29 protein-coding genes and 1 pseudogene are annotated in these 22318 nt (G+C 56.3%); 14 read left to right on the plus strand and 16 right to left on the minus strand.

Annotated features, from left to right (window positions below; translation table 11 throughout):
- Positions 1 to 5: 5 nt before the first annotated feature.
- Both RUM8411_RS17365 and RUM8411_RS17370 read right to left on the minus strand, forming a co-directional pair.
- Positions 6 to 257: a hypothetical protein gene (locus RUM8411_RS17365; protein ID WP_085823985.1), complete on the minus strand. Its 252-nt coding sequence runs from the start codon at positions 255 to 257 to the stop codon at positions 6 to 8.
- A gap of 3 nt (positions 258 to 260) precedes the next feature.
- Positions 261 to 1109: an alpha/beta fold hydrolase gene (locus RUM8411_RS17370; protein WP_085823986.1), complete on the minus strand. Its 849-nt coding sequence runs from the start codon at positions 1107 to 1109 to the stop codon at positions 261 to 263.
- A gap of 105 nt (positions 1110 to 1214) precedes the next feature.
- Here RUM8411_RS17370 and RUM8411_RS17375 point away from each other — a divergent pair, with 105 nt between their 5' ends.
- Positions 1215 to 2084: a LysR family transcriptional regulator gene (locus RUM8411_RS17375; protein WP_200818601.1), complete on the plus strand. Its 870-nt coding sequence runs from the start codon at positions 1215 to 1217 to the stop codon at positions 2082 to 2084.
- Between the two features lie 14 nt (positions 2085 to 2098).
- On the opposite strand, the gene RUM8411_RS17380 is transcribed toward RUM8411_RS17375, so the two are convergent.
- From RUM8411_RS17380 to RUM8411_RS17390, 3 genes are all read right to left on the minus strand, one after another.
- Complete coding sequence (locus RUM8411_RS17380; protein ID WP_085823987.1) at positions 2099 to 2713, minus strand: YrbL family protein; 615 nt, start codon at positions 2711 to 2713, stop codon at positions 2099 to 2101.
- Positions 2714 to 2911: 198 nt separating this feature from the next.
- Entirely contained in the window at positions 2912 to 3478 is a 567-nt protein-coding gene (locus RUM8411_RS17385) for a GAD-like domain-containing protein (RefSeq protein ID WP_085823988.1), read from the minus strand.
- A 12-nt stretch (positions 3479 to 3490) separates the two neighbouring features.
- The gene (locus tag RUM8411_RS17390; protein WP_085823989.1) at positions 3491 to 4330 is read right to left on the minus strand and encodes a phage tail family protein; all 840 of its coding nucleotides are present in this window, start codon (positions 4328 to 4330) and stop codon (positions 3491 to 3493) included.
- 95 nt (positions 4331 to 4425) lie between these two features.
- Between RUM8411_RS17390 and RUM8411_RS17395 the strand changes: the two are divergent.
- Positions 4426 to 4686: pseudogene (locus tag RUM8411_RS17395) on the plus strand (DUF2924 domain-containing protein); the annotation flags it as partial.
- Positions 4687 to 4788: 102 nt separating this feature from the next.
- Here RUM8411_RS17395 and RUM8411_RS17400 read toward each other — a convergent pair.
- From RUM8411_RS17400 to RUM8411_RS17415, 4 genes are read right to left on the minus strand one after another with little or no spacing between them, the layout of a single operon-like run.
- Positions 4789 to 6048: an NAD(P)/FAD-dependent oxidoreductase gene (locus RUM8411_RS17400; RefSeq protein ID WP_085823990.1), complete on the minus strand. Its 1260-nt coding sequence runs from the start codon at positions 6046 to 6048 to the stop codon at positions 4789 to 4791.
- Between the two features lie 24 nt (positions 6049 to 6072).
- Positions 6073 to 6462 (minus strand): c-type cytochrome, encoded by a 390-nt coding sequence (locus tag RUM8411_RS17405; protein WP_085823991.1) that lies wholly within the window; start codon positions 6460 to 6462, stop codon positions 6073 to 6075.
- The gene (soxZ, locus tag RUM8411_RS17410; RefSeq protein WP_085823992.1) at positions 6459 to 6791 is read right to left on the minus strand and encodes a thiosulfate oxidation carrier complex protein SoxZ; all 333 of its coding nucleotides are present in this window, start codon (positions 6789 to 6791) and stop codon (positions 6459 to 6461) included. Before soxZ ends, RUM8411_RS17405 begins: the two co-directional genes overlap by 4 nt.
- A 15-nt stretch (positions 6792 to 6806) precedes the next feature.
- A complete protein-coding gene (locus RUM8411_RS17415) occupies positions 6807 to 7244 on the minus strand; it encodes a thiosulfate oxidation carrier protein SoxY (protein WP_159453924.1) in 438 nt (145 codons plus the stop codon).
- A gap of 180 nt (positions 7245 to 7424) precedes the next feature.
- On the opposite strand from RUM8411_RS17415, the gene RUM8411_RS17420 reads away from it, so the two are divergent.
- The 9 genes from RUM8411_RS17420 to pqqE all read left to right on the plus strand — a co-directional run bounded on the left by RUM8411_RS17420 (position 7425) and on the right by pqqE (position 14504).
- Positions 7425 to 8171 (plus strand): lanthanide ABC transporter ATP-binding protein PedB/LutE, encoded by a 747-nt coding sequence (locus RUM8411_RS17420; RefSeq protein WP_085823994.1) that lies wholly within the window; start codon positions 7425 to 7427, stop codon positions 8169 to 8171.
- Positions 8168 to 8959, plus strand: coding sequence for a lanthanide ABC transporter permease protein PedC (locus RUM8411_RS17425; RefSeq protein ID WP_085823995.1), 792 nt, complete (start codon positions 8168 to 8170; stop codon positions 8957 to 8959). Before RUM8411_RS17420 ends, RUM8411_RS17425 begins: the two co-directional genes overlap by 4 nt.
- Positions 8956 to 10557 (plus strand): sensor histidine kinase, encoded by a 1602-nt coding sequence (locus tag RUM8411_RS17430; protein ID WP_085823996.1) that lies wholly within the window; start codon positions 8956 to 8958, stop codon positions 10555 to 10557. The genes RUM8411_RS17425 and RUM8411_RS17430 overlap by 4 nt, the downstream gene beginning before the upstream one ends.
- A 9-nt stretch (positions 10558 to 10566) precedes the next feature.
- On the plus strand, positions 10567 to 11250 hold the full coding sequence (locus RUM8411_RS17435) for a response regulator transcription factor (protein ID WP_085823997.1): 684 nt from the start codon (positions 10567 to 10569) through the stop codon (positions 11248 to 11250).
- Between the two features lie 102 nt (positions 11251 to 11352).
- The gene (pqqA, locus tag RUM8411_RS17440; RefSeq protein ID WP_085823998.1) at positions 11353 to 11454 is read left to right on the plus strand and encodes a pyrroloquinoline quinone precursor peptide PqqA; all 102 of its coding nucleotides are present in this window, start codon (positions 11353 to 11355) and stop codon (positions 11452 to 11454) included.
- A 23-nt stretch (positions 11455 to 11477) separates the two neighbouring features.
- Positions 11478 to 12374 carry a pyrroloquinoline quinone biosynthesis protein PqqB gene (gene pqqB / locus RUM8411_RS17445; protein ID WP_085823999.1) on the plus strand — a complete coding sequence of 299 codons (897 nt, stop codon included), beginning with the start codon at positions 11478 to 11480 and terminating at the stop codon, positions 12372 to 12374.
- Positions 12371 to 13120: a pyrroloquinoline-quinone synthase PqqC gene (gene pqqC / locus RUM8411_RS17450; RefSeq protein ID WP_085824000.1), complete on the plus strand. Its 750-nt coding sequence runs from the start codon at positions 12371 to 12373 to the stop codon at positions 13118 to 13120. The genes pqqB and pqqC overlap by 4 nt, the downstream gene beginning before the upstream one ends.
- Positions 13120 to 13392, plus strand: coding sequence for a pyrroloquinoline quinone biosynthesis peptide chaperone PqqD (gene pqqD, locus RUM8411_RS17455; protein WP_085824001.1), 273 nt, complete (start codon positions 13120 to 13122; stop codon positions 13390 to 13392). Before pqqC ends, pqqD begins: the two co-directional genes overlap by 1 nt.
- Complete coding sequence (gene pqqE, locus RUM8411_RS17460; protein ID WP_085824002.1) at positions 13392 to 14504, plus strand: pyrroloquinoline quinone biosynthesis protein PqqE; 1113 nt, start codon at positions 13392 to 13394, stop codon at positions 14502 to 14504. The genes pqqD and pqqE overlap by 1 nt, the downstream gene beginning before the upstream one ends.
- A gap of 3 nt (positions 14505 to 14507) precedes the next feature.
- On the opposite strand, the gene RUM8411_RS17465 is transcribed toward pqqE, so the two are convergent.
- Genes RUM8411_RS17465 through RUM8411_RS17495 form a run of 7 tightly spaced genes read right to left on the minus strand, consistent with a single transcriptional unit; the run spans position 14508 to position 19721 of the window.
- Positions 14508 to 15104, minus strand: coding sequence for an ABC transporter ATP-binding protein (locus RUM8411_RS17465; RefSeq protein WP_085824003.1), 597 nt, complete (start codon positions 15102 to 15104; stop codon positions 14508 to 14510).
- A complete protein-coding gene (locus tag RUM8411_RS17470; protein WP_085824004.1) occupies positions 15101 to 15850 on the minus strand; it encodes an ABC transporter permease in 750 nt (249 codons plus the stop codon). The genes RUM8411_RS17465 and RUM8411_RS17470 overlap by 4 nt, the downstream gene beginning before the upstream one ends.
- A gap of 6 nt (positions 15851 to 15856) precedes the next feature.
- The gene (locus RUM8411_RS17475) at positions 15857 to 16822 is read right to left on the minus strand and encodes an ABC transporter substrate-binding protein (RefSeq protein WP_234995280.1); all 966 of its coding nucleotides are present in this window, start codon (positions 16820 to 16822) and stop codon (positions 15857 to 15859) included.
- Positions 16823 to 16834: 12 nt separating this feature from the next.
- Positions 16835 to 17083 (minus strand): PepSY domain-containing protein, encoded by a 249-nt coding sequence (locus RUM8411_RS17480; RefSeq protein WP_085824042.1) that lies wholly within the window; start codon positions 17081 to 17083, stop codon positions 16835 to 16837.
- Between the two features lie 15 nt (positions 17084 to 17098).
- Positions 17099 to 17536 carry a cupredoxin domain-containing protein gene (locus RUM8411_RS17485; protein ID WP_085824006.1) on the minus strand — a complete coding sequence of 146 codons (438 nt, stop codon included), beginning with the start codon at positions 17534 to 17536 and terminating at the stop codon, positions 17099 to 17101.
- Positions 17537 to 17555: 19 nt separating this feature from the next.
- Positions 17556 to 18527, minus strand: coding sequence for a YVTN family beta-propeller repeat protein (locus RUM8411_RS17490; RefSeq protein WP_085824007.1), 972 nt, complete (start codon positions 18525 to 18527; stop codon positions 17556 to 17558).
- A gap of 12 nt (positions 18528 to 18539) precedes the next feature.
- Positions 18540 to 19721: a lanthanide ABC transporter ABC transporter substrate-binding protein PedA1 gene (locus RUM8411_RS17495; protein WP_085824008.1), complete on the minus strand. Its 1182-nt coding sequence runs from the start codon at positions 19719 to 19721 to the stop codon at positions 18540 to 18542.
- A gap of 310 nt (positions 19722 to 20031) precedes the next feature.
- Between RUM8411_RS17495 and RUM8411_RS17500 the strand changes: the two genes are divergently transcribed.
- From RUM8411_RS17500 to RUM8411_RS17510, 3 genes are read left to right on the plus strand one after another with little or no spacing between them, the layout of a single operon-like run.
- A complete protein-coding gene (locus tag RUM8411_RS17500) occupies positions 20032 to 20571 on the plus strand; it encodes an SRPBCC family protein (protein ID WP_085824009.1) in 540 nt (179 codons plus the stop codon).
- Entirely contained in the window at positions 20537 to 21502 is a 966-nt protein-coding gene (locus RUM8411_RS17505) for a YncE family protein (protein ID WP_085824010.1), read from the plus strand. The genes RUM8411_RS17500 and RUM8411_RS17505 overlap by 35 nt, the downstream gene beginning before the upstream one ends.
- On the plus strand, positions 21499 to 22317 hold the full coding sequence (locus RUM8411_RS17510; protein WP_085824011.1) for a quinoprotein dehydrogenase-associated SoxYZ-like carrier: 819 nt from the start codon (positions 21499 to 21501) through the stop codon (positions 22315 to 22317). Before RUM8411_RS17505 ends, RUM8411_RS17510 begins: the two co-directional genes overlap by 4 nt.
- Position 22318 lies beyond the last annotated feature (1 nt).

The following is a 22318-nucleotide window of genomic DNA, read 5'->3' on the forward strand; positions in this document are numbered from 1 at the left end:
ACGGCTTAGGCCCATCGGACCAAGCCAATGACAGCCGAAGCGGCATAGAACCCCTGCAGCAAAAGGAAGGTCCAGCGGTGGTCAATCACTGCCCAGGCGGCGAACAGGCCCGCCGACAGCAGTAATAGCGCAAACCCCAGCAATTCGGTCCCTGTGTTCGAGGCGATCAGCAAAGCATAGGCCATCGCCAGAACCGAGCCGGTGATTTCGAACAGTGTCGTCAGGTGCCGCCGGTTTGGTGTTTCGGTCTCTGCCATGGATCAGCCCGCCCGATTCAGAAAGTCGACCAACAGGTCCGAGATCCGTTCCGGCTGATCCTCCATCGCGAAGTGTCCGCAGTCTTCGAGGATATGCAGCTCGGACCCCGGGATTGCACTGTGCAGCTTATGCGCCCAGTCGATCACCTGCCACGTATCCTCAGCGCCCCAGATCAATTGAACCGGCAGTGCGCCCAAATCGGAGTATCGCGGAGCGATGTCATTGGTGTGGTGTGGCTTATAGTGGCGAACTTGGTGCTGAAACAGGCTGCTCTGCCCGATGGGACCGGTGATGAAATCAAGATAGATGTCCATCGAACTATCTGCCATTCGCCGCTTGTTCTGCACCGCGGAAAGCAACCAGTCGCGGAAATGGGCGCGATGATCTGCATCTGGCGCTTTGATCAGACGTTCCAAACCGGCCTGCATCTGCTCTTGCGTGCGTTTCGACGGCCAACTGTCGAAGCTGACTGGGTCGATCACGGTCAGAGACCGGACGCGCTGGGGCGATTGCAACGCAAATCGCTTTGCCACAGCGCCACCGATATCGTGGCCGATCAGGTGCATATCCTCCAGACCCCACAGGTCCAGCAGACCATCGAGGATCGGAACCTGCCCAGTGACCGAGGTATCGATCTCGGGGTCCCAGGGCCGTTCTGACAGTCCAAACCCCAACAGATCGAAGGCATGAACCTTGTAGCCGGCATTCACCAGAGACGGCAGAACATTGCGCCAGATATACGAGGAAGACGGCGTGCCATGCAGAAGAACCACAGGTATCCCTGCACCATGGGTTCCATGGGCAATACGCGTGCTGTTGATCAGGGCATGGTCAATGACAAGATGAGACATGGGATACTCCGAAGATTTGCCTTTCCCTGTCTGTAGACCGGCGTTACCATGTGACTCAAATGAATGATTGTCATTCAGCAATCTACTTTTGTCATGAGAATGGGAATGGCTGAACGATTGGAAATAGATGCCCTGCGCGCCTTGCTGGCCATTTCGGCCCATGGCGGGGTCACGCGTGCGGCCGAACATCTTGCCCTGTCGCAATCGGCGGTCAGCCATAAGATTCGGCGGCTGGAACTTGCACTGGATTGCGACCTGCTGGCCCGGCGCCCCGGTGGCCCGCTGTTCACCGATGCCGGCCAACGCCTGTGCGACTATGCCCGGCGGATCACCGACCTGCATGACGAAGCGCTGTCGGCCTTGGGCAAGAAACCTTTGACCGGGGCCATTCGGCTGGGAATGACCGAGGACACCACCACAAGCCGCATCGCGCGGATTCTGGGGCGGTTTACGCGGCTTTATCCGGATGTTCAGGTCCGCACCCGCACCAGTCAGAGCCTGAACGTGCAGCGCTGGCTGAAAGCTGGAGAGCTGGATGTGGCGGTGATGCAGGTCTTTCGCCATGACGTGATGCCGGATGATCTGATCCTGTTCGAGGACACGCTGCATTGGGTGAAATCGCCTGAGTTCCCTTTGGACACCTCATCGCCCATACCGTTTTTGTCCTTCGACAATCAGTGCTTTTATAGGCAATGGGGCATCGGACAGGGACCGCACCGCTTTGACAGCGTTTTGGAATGCCCCAGTGCCACTGGCATTCAGTCGGCAGTCCGCTCGGGGCTGGGGGTTGCGTTACTGAATGGTCTGCATGTCACTGCGGATATGGAGGTGATCGACGATGTGTTCCCTGATCCGCCCCGCATCGCCTATGTCGCCCGCACGCATTTGAAACGCCGCAACCCGGCGGCAATTGCCCTGATTAATGAGATTGGGAAAGAGGTTGAAAACACCACGCCTTTGCAGGCAGCCGGATAAACACTCGGTCCGGGTTAACTTGCTTGTAGTCCGAAACCTTTGGACATCCGCGCGCGGCGGCGTTCGATTGATTTCTCAAAAGCAAACGTGCTGAACAGGGCCAGTGGGAACATGACCCTCTCGCCTAAACCATCAATTACCGTCAGCTTCCCGCCACGTTCCTGCGCCCGCACGACGTTCTCGAAGCTGAGATCGCCAACGATGATCTGACCGCGCTTGAGATCGTCCAGAAGGTCCATCAGCTCATCATGCAGCCGCTGGCGCCCTTCCTGATCTTTTTTGTCCAGTGCCACCCGTTCAGCGTGCAGAGTCGGTGCAAGATCGCCATCCGAACCGGTCATTTTTTCAACAACCATGGCCGGCCCGACCGAAGTCGGAGCATATCCCATAAATTGCGCCAGCCGCTCGATCTCAGGGCAGCCCCGGTGCAGCGCCGCCAGATACTCGTTTGCCTCGCGATTCCATTGCCGCAGATTGCCATACCGCCATTCCGCATAGCGCGGGATAAAATGGTCGCGAACGGCTTCGTCGACACGAACTTTCAACAGCGCGTCTTCAAGTTCGGGATGTTGAAAAATCTTGTAGTTACGGCTTTCGCGTAAAGGGCTGAGATCACTCAGGTCAATCATGTCGGCATGGTCCAGTTCTTCGAAAACGCAATCTCAACCGGGCGTCGGGCTTTGAAATCAGATTCTGTCATAAGACTTTCTCATTCGCCTTACAATTCACCTTTTGATACCCAGCACTAAGATGGGACCCCGTCAGGGGTCAAACAGAACAGCCGCGTGTTGGGAATAGCGATGTTGTCCGACGAGTTCGCACCAACCTTAAGTTTCGGCGTGAACTGAGGCGAGGATATCCAGATAAACCGCCAGATTGACGACTGCATAATCTTCCGGCGCGTCGCCCCCGCCCAATGCGAGGGCGGTCTTCAGTCCATAGCACGTATCCTTGTCGACCGGGCCGAGCCGGGGTTCCAGTTTTTCGGCTATGTCCAGAGAAAGAATGCCGCGGTTCTTGTCTGGGCTTCGAAAATATCCAAAACCCCAAACGTTGAGATTTGGCGAAGAAAATTCTGTCAAATTTGATTGCGGGAAGGTCATGACGACACCTTCCTCAACCAGTGAAAACACCATACCCAGGGCCGTGCGTGCGAAGGGAATAGCGGTTTCAGCGCCTTCGAACCGGCGGATTTCCTCGATGATCTTGTCAGGATCAATGAACCAAAGCGCACGATTTCCGTAGCTGCCCAAACCGTGCGCCTGCCAATGTTGGGTCAGATCCGCGGGAACAACGCCCCCATATTTTTCGAGCATGCCGTCAGATAACGCATCGCCTGGCCCGTCCTTGGGAAGGGTCTTTATGAAGGCATCAAAGGCAAATTTTCGGGTCATTTTGATGCTACCTTAGATAAAATTCGGAACCAGGCGGACATTCATCTGGGTCTTTTGCTGCTGTGCATGCCTAAAGAGCGGCAGGTCATTCTCAGCCTCTTCCAGAGTGATTGCGCCTCTGTCGAGCATTGCCGTATTCCGCTCGCGCAGGTCAAGAAGCCCGGCGTCAATCCGCGCCTGAACTTCGGGATCAGCCGCCTGCTCTTGTTCCTCGTCATCCTTCTGGTCGCCGCCAAATAACCCAGCAATACGCCGCGCCATCGAGACACCCAGGTTGATCACCCAGTCGATTGCGCGGTTCACGGGTGCCTGAATGGCCTGGATGATCGAACGGATCCGATCTGAAATTCCACCCAGTCCCAGAAGCGAAGCAAGGAATCCGATCACCACCGGCAAAATGCGGTTAAGTGCCCCCTCGACGGCCTGCGCCATGGCCGAGATATTGCCAGCGACGATGGCGCCTAACGCATTGACAATCGCATTGACCGCCGAGATGATCTGCTGGCCCCGTTCAATGAAAAAGACGACGATATCGTAGATCATCATGCAGGCCTTCACGAAGGCGCTGGCCGGGTTCAGCAGGCCGATGATCCATTTGATCCCGGCTTCGATGATACTGGTGATTACCCAGGACTTGATTTCATCTATGATCGCATCTTTCAGATTTCCAAGCTGCTCCAGAAGCATCTGCCAGATACCCGCCGGGCCTTCGGTGAAGAGAATGCGCAGAAAGTCGATGGCGGTTTCGATCTTGGACACGATGCCTTCGCCAAGAATGCTTACCGCCCGGGCGCGAACATTCTCTTTGGTCAACCCTAGGACCTGCAGCACGATGTCCAGGAACCCGGCCATGTCGAACCGTTCCGGCAGCTTTAGCCCTGCCCCTTAGCGATGTCACCAATCTGGCCGCCATTGGTCGCTCGGATCTGGTCACGCTTTGGCAGCAACTGTTTGATCAACCCGCACCCGCTATGCTCAGCCAACCCTTCCTGCGCCGTTTCATTGCCTTTGAGATGCAGTCCCGCCGTCATGGCGGGCTGTCTCGACAAGTCAAAGCCACGCTGGGAAAAGGCTCTGAGAAGAAGTCCCGGCCCCAATGCCCTGCGCTTAAACCCGGCGGGCGCCTGCTGCGCGAGTGGTATGGCGTGACCCATGTGGTCGATGTAGCAGGGGATGGTTTTACTTGGAACGGTCGGCCCTATCGCTCGCTCTCGGCCATCGCCCGAGAAATTACCGGCGCGCATTGGTCGGGGCCGCGTTTCTTCGGACAAGACCCTCCGAAGTTGGTAACAAATTCCGCAAAAAAGCTCCTAGTGGAACATATCTGCTGTGATGGCGGCGTACCAATTCTCGGATTCTTCGTAGGTTGTCTTGCGCAGATTAGCGTCCTCACCGACTTGGCTGACAAAGCCGTCAACTCGTGCAATCTTTTCTTCGGTCGCTTCGTATGTCGCACCGACTTTGACACCGTCATTTACAGCGATCAATGACCAGCACGTGTTTGCGTATCTAGGCGGGAATATTCGGGACCCGGTCAGCGAACCCCGGACAGCATTGGCGCAGACCTTGGCTTGCGAATTGGCCGAGAATCCAGATTTTGGCATGTCGCCCTGTTGACAGGCATCGCCCAGAACATAAACATCCGGGTCGGTTTTTGACGACATGTCAGCCGAATTGACCGGCGCCCATCGGCCATCCGTAACACCCGCGAGTTCAGCAATACGTCCGGCTTTCATCGCAGGGATGACATTGCAAACATCAACAGCCATTTCTTCGCCGTCAATCGTCAGCATCATCTGATCCGGGTCTACCGATACGTCTCCGCCGCCAAAATCTTCGCCGATCCAGTCGATCAAGCCCGGATAGTGCGTGGCCCAGCCATCCTCGAACAGAGCCATTTTGGAGAATTTTGGTTTAGGGTCGGCAATAACGATTTTGGCCGTCGGGTTGGTGGCTTTCAGAACATGCGCCACCATCGAAATACGCTCGTATGGACCGGGCGGGCAGCGATAAGGGTTTGGTGGCGCAACCATTGCATACACCCCGCCTTCGGGCATGTTCTCGATCTGGGCACGCAGAAGCTGAGACTGAGAACCGGCCTCATAAGCGTGGGGCATTTTAGTCTGCACCGATAGATCCCAGCCTGGAACAGACCCTTCGATGAAATCGATACCCGGTGACAGGATCAGCTTATCATAGGGCAGCACCTGACCACCTGCCAAAGTCACATTTTTGTCGACCCGATCGACCGCAACGGCCCAGTCATGGATAACGTTGATACCGTAATTTGCAGCAAGCGCACCGTAAGTGTGCCCGATCTCATCGATCGATTTCAGTCCGCCGATGTAGAGGTTGGAGAAGAAGCAGCTGAAATACACCTGTGACGGCTCGATAAGGGTGACATCGATTGCACCATCGCTATCCTTGGCAATATATCGCGCGACCGTTCCCCCCCCGGCCCCACCACCAACGACGACGACACGGGGCTTTCCGCTGCCCTCCGCCAGCACTGCTGGCGCTGACAAAGCGCCCGTCGCGGCACCCAGAAATTTGCGTCTGTTCCAGGTCATCTGAATCCCTCCCTGCGGCCCATGTCACTCTAACGTGCTAAAGTAGGCCGCCAACGCCACTATTTCTTCATCATTTAGACGCCCGGCCATCATCTGCATGATGGGATGTTCACGCTGTTTGGCCTTATACGCCTGCATCGCGGCCATAAATGCGTTGGGATCAAGCCCGGCAATCTGTGGGATTTCCTCCGTCTGCGCATTTACCTGATGGCAAGTCACACATTCCGCAGACAGATATGCCCCAAGCTCCACGTCCCCGTCCTTCGCTTCTGCCCTTGCCCCGGCAACGGGAAGAATGCCAAAGCAGGCACAGATGGCGAGCATGGCCTTCCGCACTTTTGATCCACAGTCTTTCAACGCCCAACGCTTACAAATTCCACGCATGATCAGAACCGCCACTTTCGTCGGCATCATGACATGACCGAAATCGCGCGGCTATCGGTGTAGATAGCACCGTCATCGTCAAACCAAATAAAGGTAAAAACGCCAGGTCCCGGAACAAGTGCCTGGAACTCAAAAAACGGGTTTGTCGAAATGCCCGGGCCGATGTCGAGGTCGATGACCAGCTCGCCTTCGAATTCGCACAGAAAACGATGGATGATCGACCGGGGTATAGGCTGGTTATCTGAATCAAGGCGATGCCCGGACTCCATACGGTGGGTGATCAAGGTCTTGATCGTGACCACCTCACCGGCGCGGACCTGTTTGGGTAGCTTGACACGGGTTTTGACGCCTGTGGCCATGTCACAGCACCTCTGTCATGAGCAACCGCCAACGATAACTGACACCGCCTGAGCACCACGGTTGACACCACCGCCCGGCAGGCGCGCGAGGGCAAAAACCTCTTGAGATTGCCCCAGGCGCATGCGCGTTGCGATGGACTGTGCGCCAGCCAAAGGTCCGAACCGCGCCCTGAGAACCGGCAGAACCGGATTGCCGGGCGCGATCAACATGACCTCCTCTGCTGAGGGAGCGTCAATTGTCACCGGTACCCGATAGCCATCCTCGGCAATGGCTTCCATACCGATGGAAACACCACCTTTCTCAGGCGGTGCATCACCCGCAAAACTGTAGATTAGTTCTTCCAGCGTCGCGACGTTTGGCAGAGCCACCAAATCCTGAGCGCGTACCGGCAAAGCGAGGCACATCAAAGCCCAAAGGCTCACCTGCATTGCATCGCGCCGATTTAGGGTCATTGCGGCCCTTTCTTTTTGGTCAGACTCTGATGTTACCTGCGCCATCTCTTTTCGGATAAATAACATATCCGTGAACCTTCACATACTTAAGTCGCGGTTACACACCGGACAGCAAGGTTGAGAAACGTGACCCGACATTGCAAGCTGCCGTCGAGACACACTGTTCGGGACGGAGGAAGAATGTCACACACGCGGTCCCCGGCAGAAGCCAACCCCGGTCTCGCCGTACGCGAGTTGAACTTTCACTATGGTGCCAAGACGGCGCTGGATTCTGTCTCGTTCGACGTGGAGCCTGGGACCTTTTGCGCCCTGCTCGGGCCGAATGGTGCCGGGAAGTCGACTTTGGTGTCACTACTTACAAGGCTTCTCGTGGCGCCAGATGGTGAAATCAGTGTTGCGGGCTACGACCTTCGCCGAACACCGCGTAAGGCGTTGGCAAAACTCGGCGTGGTTTTTCAGCAGCCGGCTTTGGATATGGGACTGACGGTGCGCCAGAACATGACCTATTTCGCCGCCCTGCACGGATTGCCGCGATCAGCTGTTCCGACCCGGATCGACGCAGCACTAGACCGGTTGAACATGCGGGAACGGGCCGGGGAACGCGTGCGCGACCTGAATGGAGGTCATCGACGCCGTATGGAACTGGCGCGCGCGCTGATGCACGACCCTACAGTGTTGCTGTTGGATGAGCCAACCGTCGGGCTTGATGCTGCGGCGCGGCAGTCAATAACCGACCATGTTCATGATCTGGCGGCACAGGGGCTTTGTATTTTGTGGGCCACGCACCTCACAGATGAAGTGCGCGACGATGACCAATTGCTGGTGCTGCATCGCGGTCAGATTTTGGCCCGAGGACAGACGGGCGACCTGCGCGGTGATCACACGCTGTCCAATTGGTTCTTGTCCCAAACCGAGGTCCCAGCATGAGCGGCTTCTGGGGAGTCGCGCGGGCCATTATCGGGCGCGAATTTCTGCGCTTCGTCCATCAACGCGAACGGTTTCTTGCAGCTCTGGTCCGGCCAATGGTGTGGCTAGTGATCTTCGCCGCCGGGTTTCGCGCGGCCCTCGGCCTGTCGATCATCCCGCCCTATCAGAACTACATCACGTATGAGACCTACATCGTACCCGGCCTGTGTGCGATGGTTCTGCTGTTCAACGGGATGCAGAGCTCGCTCAGCCTTGTCTATGATCGCGAGATGGGTTCGATGCGCCTACTGCTGACCAGTTCATTCCCGCGCTGGTGGCTGTTGTTCTGCCGCCTGCTGGGATCAACAGCAATCTCTATCCTACAGGTCTATACTTTTTTGGCGTTGGCGGCGCTGTTCGGAATTGTCCTACCCCTGCCCGGCTATGTTGCAGTACTGCCGGGTTTGTTTCTGGGTGGTCTGATGCTGGGGGCACTGGGTCTGGTGCTGTCCAGTTTTGTCAAACAACTGGAGAATTTCGCCGGAGTAATGAACTTTGTCATCTTCCCTATGTTCTTCCTGTCATCTGCACTCTACCCCTTGTGGAAAATGGCCGAAAGTTCGCCCTTGCTGCGCGATATTTGCGCCTTCAACCCTTTTACACATGTGGTCGAGTTGATCAGGTTCCTGCTTTACCTGCAGATCAATTGGGGGGCCTTAATCTGGGTTCTGGGGTCCACGGTCGTTTTGTGCACGATTGCCGTTTGGGGATATGATCCGGCCCGTGGTCTTATGAAGCGAAAGTCATGAAGACCCAGCCCGAAACCACCAAACGCAGCCTGCTTCTGAAAACCCGTTTAGGTCTCGGTGCGGTTGTGCTTGGATCTGGAACCTTGTTGACTGCTGCTATTCTCTATTTCGGGATGCAAACCGTCGCCAACCGTCTGGAGACCGCGCTGGCCTCGGAAACACGGATGGCGCGCTATGCCGCTTTGTCTACACAGGCCGCCACATTTCTTGTGATCGCTACCGAGTCGATCCAGACCGGTCAATCCGTCGAAACCCGACTGGATCGCCTGTCCCCGATCCGGGACCAGATCGGGACAACCTTTCTACAACTGCGCTCCGATGTGGAGGAGGCCGTAGCCGCCGTTCAGTCGCTCGGGTTGGACGAACAATCTCGGTATGGAACCCAATCCCTCGGCCTGGCTAGGATGGAGGCGCTGCTGGCCAATACGCTGGACGGGCTTGCTGATACAGATGCCGATCAAGCACGGCTGCGTGCTCATATCGACTCGTTTGCATCCGCCTTTGATCCCTTGCTCAGTCAGGCCGTGAATACCGAGGTTCTGTTTCGAAACGCGACATTGGCTGGAATCGAACGGACCCGCCTAACGCTGACTTGGGTCGCATTGGCGCTTGCGCTATTTGCTTTGCTCAGCACGGCATGGTTTTACTATGGTCTGGTAAGGCCGCAGTTTTCTCGTCTTAACCGGCTGCGCAACGCCGCAGTTCAGGTTGGCAAATCAGAGTTTGCTATTTCGCTGCCAAAAACCCGCAACGATGAGATCGGTCAATTATATGGTGAGACCAACCGAATGGCGGCTGCGTTGAAGCAGCGTCAGGATGAGGTTGATGCAGAATGGGCCGGATTGAACGAAACGATTGATCAGCGGACACGGGAACTCAGCGCGGCGAATGAAACCTTGTCCAGGATTGATGAAAACCGCCGTCGCTTTTTTGCAGATATCAGCCACGAATTACGCACACCGCTGACAGTTATTATGATGGAGTCGCAGATTGGCCAACGGGACGGCCAGACCGCGCCAGATGCTTTGGAAACGATCGAAACCAGTGCAGCAAAACTGAACCAGCGTATTGACGATTTGCTACGTGTTGCGCGATCTGAAACCGGGGAATTGGCTTTGGAACCGCGTGATGTTGCGCTGCGCGCGCTGATACAAACCGTTGTGGGTGACATTCAGCCCGAAATCGACAGCGCTAATATGCAGCTCGAGGTCGGAAAATTCCCGGATTGTGCATTGCATTGCGATCCGGACTGGATGCGTCAAGTTTTGCTCAGCCTTTTGCGCAATGCGATCCGGCACGCGCGCGATGGCAAAGCATTGTCTCTTTCCGGCCAATCAGAAGATGGGAGTGCTCAGATAAAGATAACCGACAACGGACCGGGAATTCCTGAAGGCGCACAAGATCAGATATTTGAACGGTTTGTTCAAGGTGCTGCAACGAACAGTCAGGGATTTGGCGTCGGGCTGGCCCTGGCCAGATGGGTCGTCGAGGCGCACGAAGGATCGATCTCGATCACCAGCCCGGTCGCGCGTGAACGTTCCTTGGGCGTAAATCCCGGTACAAATGTCTGCATTCGATTGCCGTTGGCAGAGGCTTAGTGTGATCCCATGGCTTCGAGACTCTTGATCATTGATGACGACCCAAAAATTGCTTCGGCGCTTGTGCGGGGCCTCTCGCTGCACGGCTACTCTGCCGAAGCAGAAAATCGCGCCGATCAAGGGCTGGAGCGGTTGAAGAGCGGTGAATACTCTGGTGCGATTGTCGATGTCATGCTGGGCGCAGACAGTGGTATCGAGCTGGTCCAATCTGCGCGCGCGGCCGGAGTCGCGATTCCTATCCTGATGTTGTCGGCCCTCTCTGACGTCAATCATCGCGCCGCCGGGCTTGAGGCCGGAGCTGATGACTATGTCGTGAAACCCTTCAGCTTTGACGAGCTTGTTGCCCGGCTGCAGGTACAGGAACACCGCGTAGCTTCGCAACGCCCCGATCCAGCGCGGATTTCAACAAAAGACAGAACGCTCACTATCCGCGGAACATGCATCGCGCTAACAGAGCGCGAATTCGATCTGCTCATGCTGCTCAATAGCAAAGCGGGATCGCCCATCTCACGCGGTGAGCTGTTTGACACGCTCTGGTCGCAGGAACGGTCCAGTAACGAAAACGTGGTCGACGTCTACATCGGGTATCTGCGCAAGAAGCTGGGGTCTGATGATTTTGGATTTGAAATCATAACAATACGCAATCAGGGTTTTTGCCTTCAAGGGCTTCCTCCGTTGTTGGATGACGCCTGAGTACCGACCAAAGTCTAAATCCTTCTTATGAATTAAGAGTCGCACGGGCGCACCGGACCTGCCACATTGATTGCAAGCACATCTTAGGAGGAGGACCCCGATATGGCTTGGAGCAAACCTGTTATCCGCGAAATCGAGTGCGGCATGGAAATCAACATGTACGGCCCAGATCATGATGATGAGCGTGGCGGCGGCCTGATCTGATCAGCCGTAAGCGCCAACACTAGATGACGTTGCGCGCGATAATACTTGGGGCCGCTGCTGGCGGCGGCCTTCCGCAATGGAACTGCGGATGTGAAAACTGCAATCTTGCGCGACGCGGAGAAATTCCTGCGCAGACGCAGTCATCGCTCGCCGTGTCCCCAGATGGCCGAAACTGGGCTATCCTGAACGCTTCTCCAGATATTCGCATACAGCTGGGCAACACGCCCGTCCTGTTTCCAACAGGGTTGCGAGAGATGCCGGTTCAATCGGTGTTGGTGACAAACGGGGATATCGACCATGTCGCGGGTTTGCTTACGCTGCGCGAGATGCAGCCTTTCTCGCTGTTTGCGACCAACGGCATTCATGACGTGATTGCAGAAAACCCGATTTTCGATGCTTTGAATGCCTCGGTCGTGAAACGCAGGCCGATCTTGTTGAATGAGCCCTTTGAACTGGTTACAAACCTTACTGCGACCCTTTTTCCAGTACCCGGAAAAGTGCCTCTGTATCTGGAAGGTGATCAGGTCCAAACGGATCTGGTCGGCGAACAGACCGTCGGGGTAGCGCTGCGCACGCAAGGAAAGACAGCCTATTACATCCCAGGATGCGCTGCATTGACGCCGGAATTGCGCGCGCAGCTTGAGGGAGCCAACCTTTTGTTTTTTGATGGCACGCTTTGGCAGAATGATGAGATGGTGCGCGCCGGGCTGGGTCAGAAAACGGGCAAGCGTATGGGGCATATGTCTATGGATGGCCCCGACGGCTCGATAGCAGAATTTGCTAATATGCAGATCGGACGCAAAGTGTTCGTCCATATGAACAACACCAACCCAGTTCTGCGACCGGGCAGTACCGAAAACGCCCGGGCGCAGGCCAAAGGCTGGACGATCGGTCAAGATGGAATGGAGATCACGCTATGACCCAAAGCCGCGACGATTTTGAAGCCCGGCTGCGCCAGATCGGAGCCGAGCGCTATCACGACCTGCATCCGTTCCATCATCGCCTGCATGGCGGTCAGTGCACCCCCAATGAAGTCCGCGCCTGGGTGATCAACCGGTATTATTATCAGCATTCCATCCCGATGAAGGACGCGGCCTTCATGTCGCGCGTTGAAGATCCGTCCCTACGCCGCGCCTGGCGGTCACGGATCGAAGATCATGACGGCACGGATGAGAACGAAGGGGGCATCCGGCGCTGGTTGCGGCTGGCCGAGGCGGTCGGGCTTGATCCGGATTACGTCGCCTCGTGCGAGGGCGTCTTGCCTGCCACCAAATTCGCGGTGGATGCCTATGTGCGATTTGTCCGCGAAAAGACATTGCTTGAGGCGGTTGCTGCTTCGCTCACTGAACTTTTCGCGCCAAAAATTCACGCCAACAGGATCGAAGGTCTGCTTCAGCACTACGATTTTGCGGATGACAGATCCTTATCCTATTTCCGTAATCGCCTGAAAGAGGCCCCGAAGGACGTGGCCTTTGGTCTGACATGGGTACTGGATCATACCGACGCCCCGGAAAAACAGGATGCCGCAGCCAAGGCGCTGGTTTTCAAGACAGATGTCCTCTGGTCGCAATTGGATGCATTGTGGGGAGCCTATGTCGAACCCGCACGCGTTCCTCCGGGGGCCTGGGAACCGGACAGCGGTCTGCTGATGCGACAGGCATCGTGATGCTGGCGCAGGAGATCCCCTCGCTCCCGCGCGGTGTCCGCATCTATTTCGATTCCGTACGGGACAAATGGGTTCTGTTGGCGCCAGAACGCGCCGTGACACTGGATCAGGTTGGACATGCGATTTTGAATGAAGTCGACGGCCACCGTTGCTTTGGGCATATCACGGCTATATTGTCCGAAAAATACAATGCCCCGAAAGAACAGATCGCCGAAGACAGTTCGGGTTTTCTGGATGCCCTGCGGGCGCGGCGCTTTCTGGATGTGATTTGATGCAGGCAAAGGCCCCACCCCCAATTGCCATGCTGGCCGAATTGACCCATCGTTGCCCGCTATCTTGTCCCTATTGCTCCAATCCGGTCGAAATGGCGAAGCTCGACAGCGAGTTGGATACTGAGACCTGGACACGTGTTTTCCAAGAGGCCGCTGCGCTTGGCGTGTTGCAATTGCACCTGTCAGGTGGTGAACCCGCATCGCGCCGCGATCTGGTCGCTTTGGTCAAATCCGCGCGCGAGGCTGGGCTATATACCAACCTGATCACATCGGCGATCGGCCTGTCTGAACGTCGTCTGAATGATTTGGACGAGGCCGGTCTGGACCATATCCAGCTGTCCCTTCAAGGCACCGACGCGGTGATGGCGGATAAGGTTGGCGGTTATCGGGGCGGGTTTGACCGAAAGATGAAGACGGTCGAATGGATCAAACAGATCGGGTTCCCGTTGACCCTGAACTTTGTCCTGCACCGCCACAATGCGCACCAACTGCCACGCGCGCTGGAGCTGGCACAGGAGATGGGCGCACGACGGATCGAGGTTGCAACGGTGCAATTCCACGGCTGGGCCCTGAAGAACCGGGACGCCTTGATGCCCACGCGGGAACAGGCGCAGCAAGTGACGCAACTGGTGACGGAGGCGCGCAAAATCCTTAAAGGACAGTTGGTAATCGACTATGTCCCGGCGGATTATCATGATGACTATCCCAAGCGATGTATGGGCGGCTGGGGCACCACCGGGCTGAACGTGACACCGGATGGTCAGGTTCTGCCATGCCACGCGGCACAGTCCATTCCGCATCTGACATTTGACCGGGTGCAGGACAAACCGCTTGCGGATATCTGGTACAACAGCTCTGCGTTCAATGCGTATCGTGGAACGGGCTGGATGTCAGACCCTTGCAAATCCTGCGAACGAAAAACCATAGATTTCGGGGGCTGCCGCTGTCAGGCCATGGCCATTGTCGGAGACGCGAGCGCCACCGATCCTGTTTGCATCAAGTCGCCCCTTCACCGGGCTTTGCAGGATCAGGCGAACGAACATGCAGCCAATTCGGACGCGCCTTTTTTCTATCGCATCTCACCCGGAAAAGCGACCGAGCCCGCGGAATAAACCCTAACCCAAAACGGCCCCATCCGGCCCGGATATCAAATTTAGTATCCGGTTGGAAAGACGTTGTGCTTCGGATTGGGAGTGGGTCACGAACAGGGTGGCCGGGCCATGCTGCGCGATCAGATCCTCGGTCAGGGTCAGCATCGTTTCGACTGTTTCGGCGTCCAGAGACACAAAGGGCTCGTCCATAATCAAAAACTCGGGCTGCCCGGCAAAGGCGCGCGCCAGCGACAAGCGACGCTGCTGACCCAGGGACAATTGACCGGGAAACAGATTCCCCTTTCCGTCCAAACCGACGTCTGTCAGAGCGGCCTCAACATCAGCGCGAGACAAGCTCGGGTGGACCAGGATCAGATTATCAGAAGCCGAACGCCAAGGCAGCAAGGTCGGTTCTTGAAACACAATCGCGAGCCGATCCGGCCGTACGATTTGGCCGTCAAAGTCAGGATCAATACCGGCCACCAACCGGAGCAGAGTGGTCTTGCCGATACCCGATGGTCCGGTCAGCACGATCGTTTCCCCCGCAGCGATATCAAAGGAGACGGGTCCCAAGACGACATCATTGCCAAAGCGTTTCTGTCGGATGTCAATGCGGATCATGCAGCTCTCCACCGTCGTGCCTTACGCTCCCACGGTTGCAAAACCAACCATTCGACGATCAGCATGACCGCAATGAAGGAAAACGCATAGACAAGCACCATCGCCACATCAAACAGCTGAAAATACAAGTGGATTTGAAATCCAACGCCGGAGGAACGCCCCAGAAATTCGACCACAAGCACGATCTTCCAGATCAGGGAAAGCCCCGACCTTGCAGCAGCGGCGATAAATGGGGCCAACTGCGGCAGGATCACATGTTGCAGTCGCGTTTGCCTCGGCAGCCGGTAGACTTGGGCCATCGCGTCCAAATCCGGGCTCAGTGCTCTGCTGCCTTCGCGCAGGATCGTCGCGACATTGGGAATTTTGTTCAATGTCACGGCTGTGATTGCCGCTGCCTCGGTCAATCCGATCCAGAGATAGCACAGCACGATCAATACCAACGCGGGCAGGTTCAGGAAAATGACCAACCACGGGTCGAGCCAGCGGTTCAGCGCATCCGAACGCCCCATGGACAGCCCAATGATCGTTCCCAATGTCATCGCCAATGCGAAAGCCCAGATCACGCGCACCAAAGTCACGCCAAGGCTGCGCTGCAATTCGCCCGATACCAGTTCCTGTTTAAAACGTGGGATCAGGTCCCAAGGCTGTGGCAGAATCTGGGGGTCTGCCGTAAGAGTGGCCGCAACAATCCACAACACCACAAGGCCCGCAATGGACAAAAGCGGCGTGAGGCACGTGTCTTGCATCACTTCCTATTCCACGTCTGCAAACAGACCTTGTGGCACTGTTGTTGCTTCGCCCACCAGCTCGGCCCCACCCAACTCGGCTATCAGTTCCAGCATCTTGTTTGCGGCTTCCGCGTCGACTGGGCTGCGATCAGGAATCCCGGCGATCCAATCGGATTTGAGCTGTTCAAACTGCGCGTCGGACTTGGCGTTCATACGAGGGCGGATCGCCTCCCACGCCTCAGGAGAATTGGCCAACAGATCCTTGGCTTCTCGGCTGGCGGCGAACAGGCTTTGCGCAATACCTGGATTTTCAGTCAGAAAACTCTCTTTCAGGTAATAGCCCAGCAGCGGCGTATTTGTATCAAGGCCAAGCGCCTGCCCGGCGTCTTCCACCGAGATCAGCTCTTTCATACCTGACGCTTTCATCTTGGCCAGAAAGTGCCAGAAATTGATTGCCCCCGCATAATCCCCCCCGAGAGCGGACTTAAAGATCAGTGGCGGTGCACCGAACACCTGCTCGGTCTCGGTTTTCAGATCCATCCCATATTCCTGCGCTGCATAGGCGCGCAGGATAAGCCAGGATTTGTCCAACGGTCCGCCGGCAACGCCGATCTTGCCGCCTGCCAAATCCTTCAAACTGGTCGCCGGGCTGTCAGCAGGTACAACAACCCCACCGACAGCTTTGGAATAAGGGATGAAGACATATTCCTTGCCAGCAGCCCTTTGGCGGGCAACCCAGATCCAGTCAGCGACGGCCAGATCAGCTTCGTCACCTTCAACAGCGATGCGGGTCGCGCCATTGTCGGCAAAGGGTTGAACATCAAGAATGAAGCCATGTTTCTTGTCCAGACCGTTCTGGCGAATGGTCTCCAGCTCCCAATTCACCGTCCCGATCTTGAGCACCGCTGCGCGAATGGTCGGCAAAGTATCTGCGGCCAGAGCCCCCGCCGTGAAGGTCAGTGAAAGACATGCTGCAAGTAGTTTCATCATGGCTTCAACCCGCTATTCCGCCTTGCGGCTCACTTCGTTCAGGTCCTTGTCCAACTTAATGTCGAACTGGTTGCCACCCTTACAGATGACGTCGTCCAGATCGTAACCGTCATCTTCAACCTCGATATCATCCGGGTCCATCTGGCATTCGATGGATGCAAGATAGGCCTCGATCTTTTCGACGGTTGCCGCGTCAATTTCGTCTGCGAAAGCCGGTGTCGCTATAAGTCCAGCGATCAACAAAACCCCAAGCTTTTTCATCATGCTATCCTTTCTCTATTGAATGCTGACCGTGATGCGTTGTGTTTCCCCGGTGGACCCGGGGATGCGAATTTCATGGCTGCCAGGTTTGATTGCGATAAACGACAGTTCCGCCACACCGGCCTTGTCAAACTCGATGCTATCCACCGCCATTGGGCGGATTTCTATCTTGTTGATCACGATCTCATTCATCCAGATCGCACGAAAGAATGAAGGCCCCTCGATCGCTAGTTCTGCCGAGCCATCCGCGGTGATCTCAAGTTTGTAATACGCGCCGGATTGCAGAACTACGTCCTCGCCCAGTGGCCACCCCGAGGCGAGCGTCAGCTTGATGGTGTCACCGCGATTGCATTTCGCCAGAAGTCCGGCAAATCCCAAATCGTCACAGAGTGGCGCCGCCGAGACCGGCCCACCGAGCGCCGCGACCATCGCTGCGATCATAAGTTTCTTCATTCCCGTCCCTCCCAGAACTTTAGTCAATGGTCACTACACCCCAAGGCTGTTGACCGACCTGCACCGATTTGATGGCTTTCTCTGCCGCCACATCGATAATTGTGATGTCGTTTGAGTTGCCATTTGTGGTCAGTAGGAATTTTTCATCCGGCGTGAAATTGAGCTGCCAAACCCGCTGCCCAACAAGGATGTAGTCCAGAACCTTAAGGCTTTGCGCGTCGACGACGGCAACTCGGTTTGCAGGTCCCAGAGCAACAAACAGACGCTTGCCGTCCGAAGTTACCTTGGCCCCGACGGGCTGCAGCCATTCCGGTTGCACGCCGGGCACCTCAAAGCCGATCTTGCCGACCAACGTGGGCGCTCCGTCCTCGGCAATATCCATGACCGAGACGGTTCCGCCAATTTCCGACGTTACAAACAGCCGTTTGCCATCGGCGGTGTACTGGGCATAACGTGGACGCTGGTCGACCAGAATGTTATGCTTGATGGTGTAATCCTCGGTGGAGATGAAATGCGCCATGTTGGTGGTTTCAGAGGTGTTGACCACAAATTTTGCGTCCGGGCTCATCCCCATGCCTTCGGGTTCGACGCCAACCGGCACCTCGGCCAAAATGGTGCGGGTTTCGGTGTCTGTGACCGTCACCAGATTGTCGTCCTCATTGGCGATGTAGAGCCGCTTGCCAGAGGGTTCGAGGATGAAAAGCTCAGGGTCCGGACCAGAGGGCAGGCTGGGCAGTTCCTCGTAGGTCTCGGTATCAAACACCCGGATGATATTGTCGTCCGAGGCACAGACATATAGCGTCCCGCCGTCCGGGCTGACGGTAATGCCACGCGGGCGGTTGCCGCCTGGAAATTCGGTGATCACCTCCCAGGTTTCGGTATCCACCACGGTAATGGTGTTGCCCCGTTCATTCGAGACAAATGCCTTGCCCGCCAGTGCAGGACCCGAGGTCAGCGCAGCGCAGGCGACGGTCAGCAATAGTCGTTTCATCAAATCCTCCGGTTATTCAAATGCCTGACAACTGGATTCCGTCCGATCCAATCCCAGCGTATCGAGCGGTGATACCTGGTGCAGAAACCCCTCTTGCGGGCTGACGCTGACGGTGATCGATCCGTCATACAGAAGGATCGGTTGGCGCAACTGCCCATTCCAGTCGCGGAACGTTACCTTCTGCCCTTTGAAGGCAGCCAGTTCGAATTCGTCCGACAAGGCATAGTCTCGCACTCCATCGGGGTCAGCTGTGCTGGCACGGGTCACGGCCTCGCCAATCACACGCAGCGCAAGCCAGGTGTTGTAATCTTCGGGCCGAACATAGCGGCCCGTAAGTTCCTCGAAACGGGTCTGGAACTGGGTTGCCCCCCATGCCTCATGTGCGCCGTGAAACGTCGTCGGGCGCAACCCGCCTGATCCCATCACCGGGCGCGGGATCCAGAGGTGGTAAGACAGGTAACGCCCGAAGTAATCGGTTTCGTCCGCAGCAATCACCACGTCATGATCTCGCACGTCCTGCGTATCCAGTGGCAATTGACGCTGAACCAGAACATGACCGGAATCCGTCCGCCGAGAGCCTCCGGTATCCGCAAAGATTCGATCCTCGGCAATCTTTGCGCCAAACTTGGTAGCCGCGCGGCGATAGGCATCTGCCAGTTTCACGTCTTCGGGGTTTGAACCGGCCAGCAGGAACCAATCTCCCCATTTTTTCCAGACCGCAAACTGCGCCACTGCATCGGCCGTCATGGCACGGGACGGCGCAATATGCAGCAGGTTGCCGCGACAGTTTACGTCACGCAAATTGATATCCGGTGCCGATACATTGAACACCAGCACCCCGGATTCAGCCGCCTGATCCGTCAGGCGCAAAATGTCGGGGGCTTCGGCCATCAGAACGATCAGGCGTACCCCGTCGGCGATGATCTGTTCCATCGCGGCGTCTGCCTCTTCCGGCGAAACTGCAACGGTTGCAGTTTCATAGGTATGCCCCAGAAATCCGCCGGTGGTGCCGTTATCCTCATCCCCAAGCGCGGCACCGGCAAAGCCCAGATCGTCCGGCTTCAGATCATAGCGTGAGATCGGCAGAAGCGACGGATAGTCGATCCGCAGCACCGTAGCTTTCACTTCGATCGCCACCGCAGTCACTGCAGACATACACCAGAAAAGCGCTGCAAACAGCGGCAATATGCGCATGGTCAAAATGCCCTCCTGTTACCCGAAAGATCAGGTTGGCTCATCAAGGGTAAAACGCCCCAAGAACGGAACCGATACTTTTGGCCGTGTTGTAAAACAAAGCCTATCAGCTTCATGATTAAGCTCGATTCTTATTTTATAAGAATGCGCGTATGCGATTGATCTTGCTATGGTTTCCCGCGACCAACTGCGTTTTTGCAGGGGGGCGTATAGGATGGCCGTTTCAGTGTGTTTGGTTGTGGAATTGACTGGGAACGCACGATCGGGAGACAGGCCAACGACCGCCAAGCGCATTCAGGGAGGATACAGAATGAATCGACGAGTGCTTCTTGTGACGACCGCTGCGCTATTGGTTCCGGGCATGGTCTGGGCGCACGGACCAACCCGGCAAAAGGTCACATTGACCGCCGAAGTCGCGGCTTCACCCGAAGAAGTCTGGACTGTCGTCGGAAACTTTGATGACATGTCATGGCATCCCGCTGTGTTTGCGACCGAGGGCAAAGGTGGCAATGAGATTGACGCGACGCGGTTGCTGACGCTGGGTCAAGAAGATGGGCCGACGATTGACGAAGTCCTCTACAAATTCAGCGACGATAAGATGAGCTATTCCTACCGGATCACCGATGTCGCGGTTGAGGTACTGCCAGTAACCAATTATTCGTCGCATCTGACGGTCAAACCGCGTGACGGGGGCGGTTCGATCATCGAATGGCGCGGGGCCTTTTATCGTGGCTATCCAAACAATGACCCGCCAGCCGAATTGAATGATGAGGCCGCCATCGCCGCCGTGACCGGAGTGTATCAGGCCGGACTGGATGCGCTGGTCGAGCGTTTTGGTGCGGCAAGCTAGTCGATTGTTCACGTTGCCTGCGGCGATCTCTGCTAGCATGGCGCTGGCAGAGACGGCGTTCATCACTTGTCAAAACGGCGAGGAACTCAGCCGGATTGATCTTTCCGAAATGCAGGAAACCGCCCGTTGGCCTCTGCCTGGCAAGCCTGCGGGCGTAGCCGCTGGGTTGGACGGAACGCTGTTCACCGTATCCCCGGACAGCAAAACGGTGCGGCGTTTGTCCTCTGAGACCGGTGAGACGATAGCGCAAGTTGTACTGGATGGTGGTCCCATCGGGATCGTGCTGGACTCGACAGGTGGACGGGTATTTGTGTCGGATTGGTACAACGCCCGTCTTTGGGTGCTGGACGGCGAAAACTTGGAGGTTCTGACAGAGTTGCCAACAGGCACCGCGCCAGCCGGGATCGCGATTTCAGCCGATGGTCGTTTTCTGGCATCGGCCAACAAGGACGCGGATCAGGTGTCCGTATTTGATGCAGAAACTCTGCAATCACGTCATCGAATTACCGTTGGTATACGCCCTTTCGGATTGCGCTTTGCCCCGGATGGGAGGCTATTCGTCGGCAACGTCGGCAGCAATGATGTCAGCGTTATCGATGTCGATACTGGCACGGTCACCGCCACGGTTCCGGTCGGCGAACGCCCTTATGGGATCGCTTTTGCCCAGGGTCATGCATTCGTCACAAACCAATATGCAAATACGCTCAGCGTTTTCTCTCTAAAGACGTTGGAGCATGAAGCTCTGATCGAGGTCGGAGAGTATCCGGAGGGCATTGATGCAACCGCCAGACAGGATCTGGTGGTCGTTGCAAACTGGTTCGACAACACTGTCAGCATCGTGGACCCAAAGGCGCTCTCTGTGATAGAAACGATAGAAACCTGCGACGGGCCGCGTGCCTTTGGCAGCTTTCTGAAAGGAGGAAGACAATGAAGGCTTCTCACTTGATTGCTGCCCTATTCTGCGTGCTGGCTGCCCCGGCCTTTGCATCGAATGAAGCATGGGAAAATGTCCGCGCACTGCTTTACGGCGACCGGCCCATGCAGAATGGCGACGCATTGATCGCAATTGATGCACCCTATCGCACACCTGATGATGCGCGAGCAAAACTGGCGGCGCAGGTCATCGCCCCCCGAGGAACGAACGTAGCCAAAGTGACTTTGGTACTGGACGAGAATCCAATGCCGGTTTCTGCAATGTTCGAGCTGGAAGAACCGCTGCCGAGTTTCTACTTCGACGTGACCATGCGCGTGAACGGGCCGACCCCGATGCATGTCATCGCCGAAACCACGGATGGCCGGCTTTGGGTCTCGGAAACATTCGTCAAAACATCCGGCGTTGGGGCTTGCGCCGCACCACCCGGCACTGATCCGAAGTTGGCGTTGGAAAATCTGGGAATGATGGAGGCTGAGCTGGTCGGTCGTGTCCCTGCGCTCGACACGCTGTCACGCCTGACCAATTTGGGTGCGGATCGTGCCAACAAAATGGATTTGAACATTGATCATCCATCGCATTCGGGAATGCAGATGGACCAGATTTCTCTGCTGTTCATACCGATGCGATATGTCGAAACCGTGGATATTGATCTTGACGGCACCGGTTATGTTCAAATGATCGGATCAATTTCATTGTCTGAAAACCCGAGGGTCGGCATATCTGTCCCAAGCCGGGCGCAAGCGGTTGATGTGACGATGACGGATACGGACGGCACGGTCAGTCATTTGCATAAGAAACTGGCGGGGTATTAGA

This window comes from Ruegeria meonggei, from assembly GCF_900172215.1.
Classification (GTDB): domain Bacteria; phylum Pseudomonadota; class Alphaproteobacteria; order Rhodobacterales; family Rhodobacteraceae; genus Ruegeria; species Ruegeria meonggei.